This is a genomic window from Streptomyces sp. NPDC007025, from assembly GCF_042869455.1.
Taxonomy (GTDB): domain Bacteria; phylum Actinomycetota; class Actinomycetes; order Streptomycetales; family Streptomycetaceae; genus Streptomyces.
The window spans coordinates 1-2,794 of the sequence record NZ_JBIAFT010000027.1 but is presented as its reverse complement, the minus strand read 5'-3'; the positions used below and the strand labels follow the sequence as shown (position 1 = coordinate 2,794).

Annotated in this window: 1 rRNA gene (cut by a window edge); it reads left to right on the top strand. The window is 56.8% G+C overall.

The features are described from left to right. Positions 1–2,773: ribosomal RNA gene (locus ACFYMO_RS31635) — 23S ribosomal RNA — on the top strand (it extends 185 nt beyond the left edge of the window). Positions 2,774–2,794 lie beyond the last annotated feature (21 nt).

The window sequence follows — 2,794 nt, the reverse complement described above, 5'->3', positions numbered from 1 at the left end:
GGACGAGTGAAAAATTGTTGGTGTAGGCGAAGGGCATGCGAAAGGCCCGGCGTAGAGGGTAAGACCCCCGTAGCTGAAATGCCAGCAACTTGTTTGTGAGACTCCCAAGTAGCATGGGGCCCGAGAAATCCTGTGTGAATCTGGCGGGACCACCCGTCAAGCCTAAATATTCCCTGGTGACCGATAGCGGATAGTACCGTGAGGGAATGGTGAAAAGTACCGCGGGAGCGGAGTGAAAGAGTACCTGAAACCGTGTGCCTACAAGCCGTGGGAGCGTCGCATCGAGTGTTCGCACTCGGTGTCGTGACTGCGTGCCTTTTGAAGAATGAGCCTGCGAGTTTGCGGCATGTTGCGAGGTTAACCCGTGTGGGGGAGCCGTAGCGAAAGCGAGTCCGAAGAGGGCGTTTGAGTAGCGTGTTCAAGACCCGAAGCGGAGTGATCTAGCCATGGGCAGGGTGAAGCGCGGGTAAGACCGTGTGGAGGCCCGAACCCACCAGGGTTGAAAACCTGGGGGATGACCTGTGGTTAGGGGTGAAAGGCCAATCAAACTCCGTGATAGCTGGTTCTCCCCGAAATGCATTTAGGTGCAGCGTCGTGTGTTTCTTGCCGGAGGTAGAGCACTGGATAGGCGATGGGCCCTACCGGGTTACTGACCTTAGCCAAACTCCGAATGCCGGTAAGTGAGAGCGCGGCAGTGAGACTGTGGGGGATAAGCTCCATGGTCGAGAGGGAAACAGCCCAGAGCATCGACTAAGGCCCCTAAGCGTGTGCTAAGTGGGAAAGGATGTGGAGTCGCAGAGACAACCAGGAGGTTGGCTTAGAAGCAGCCATCCTTGAAAGAGTGCGTAATAGCTCACTGGTCAAGTGATTCCGCGCCGATAATGTAGCGGGGCTCAAGTACACCGCCGAAGTCGTGTCACTCCAACAAGAGGGTTAACGCCTGTTGGGGTGGGTAGGGGAGCGTCGTGTGCCGGGTGAAGCAGCCGTGGAAGCGAGTTGTGGACGGTTCACGAGTGAGAATGCAGGCATGAGTAGCGATACATGCGTGGGAAACGTGTGCGCCGATTGACTAAGGGTTCCTGGGTCAAGCTGATCTGCCCAGGGTAAGTCGGGACCTAAGGCGAGGCCGACAGGCGTAGTCGATGGAGAACCGGTTGATATTCCGGTACCCGCTATGCAGCGTCAGACATCGAATCAGGTGATGCTAAGTCCGTGAAGCCCCTTGTTTTCTTCGGAAGACGGGTGTGGTGGAGCCGACGGTCCGAGCTTGTAGTAGGTGAGTGATGGGGTGACGCAGTGAGGTAGTCCAGCCCGGGCGATGGTTGTCCCGGGGTAAGGGTGTAGCCCGAGGAGTAGGGAAATCCGTTCCTCGTTACAGGGGTGAGACCTGATGCCGAGCCGTTTGTGGTGAAGTGGATGATCCTGTGCTGTCGAGAAAAGCCTCTAGCGAGTTGTGTGGCGGCCCGTACCCTAAACCGACTCAGGTGGTCTGGTAGAGAATACCGAGGCGTTCGGGTGAACTATGGTTAAGGAACTCGGCAAAATGCCCCCGTAACTTCGGGAGAAGGGGGGCCATGTCTGGTGAGGGCACGTGCTGTCTGAGCTGGGTGTGGCCGCAGAGACCAGCGAGAAGCGACTGTTTACTAAAAACACAGGTCCGTGCGAAGCCGTAAGGCGAGGTATACGGACTGACGCCTGCCCGGTGCTGGAACGTTAAGGGGACCGGTTAGTCACATTTCGGTGTGGTGAAGCTGAGAACTTAAGCGCCAGTAAACGGCGGTGGTAACTATAACCATCCTAAGGTAGCGAAATTCCTTGTCGGGTAAGTTCCGACCTGCACGAATGGCGTAACGACTTCTTGACTGTCTCAACCATAGGCCCGGTGAAATTGCACTACGAGTAAAGATGCTCGTTTCGCGCAGCAGGACGGAAAGACCCCGGGACCTTTACTATAGCTTGATATTGGTGTTCGGTTCGGCTTGTGTAGGATAGGTGGGAGACTGTGATACGGACACGCCAGTGTTCGTGGAGTCGTTGTTGAAATACCACTCTGGTCGTGCTGGATGTCTAACCTGGGTCCGTGATCCGGATCGGGGACAGTGTCTGGTGGGTAGTTTAACTGGGGCGGTTGCCTCCTAAAATGTAACGGAGGCGCCCAAAGGTTCCCTCAGCCTGGTTGGTCATCAGGTGGTGAGTGTAAGTGCACAAGGGAGCTTGACTGTGAGACTGACGGGTCGAGCAGGGACGAAAGTCGGGACTAGTGATCCGGCGGTGGCTTGTGGAAGCGCCGTCGCTCAACGGATAAAAGGTACCCCGGGGATAACAGGCTGATCTTCCCCAAGAGTCCATATCGACGGGATGGTTTGGCACCTCGATGTCGGCTCGTCGCATCCTGGGGCTGGAGTCGGTCCCAAGGGTTGGGCTGTTCGCCCATTAAAGCGGTACGCGAGCTGGGTTTAGAACGTCGTGAGACAGTTCGGTCCCTATCCGCTGCGCGCGTAGGAGTCTTGAGAAGGGCTGTCCCTAGTACGAGAGGACCGGGACGGACGGACCTCTGGTGTGCCAGTTGTTCTGCCAAGGGCATGGCTGGTTGGCTACGTTCGGGAAGGATAACCGCTGAAAGCATCTAAGCGGGAAGCCTGCTTCGAGATGAGGACTCCCACCCCCTTTGAGGGGTTAAGGCTCCCTGGAGATGACGGGGTTGATAGGCCGGATCTGGAAGCACGGTAACGTGTGGAGGTGACCGGTACTAATAGGCCGAGGGCTTGTCCATAGAGGCTCGCGTCCACTGTGT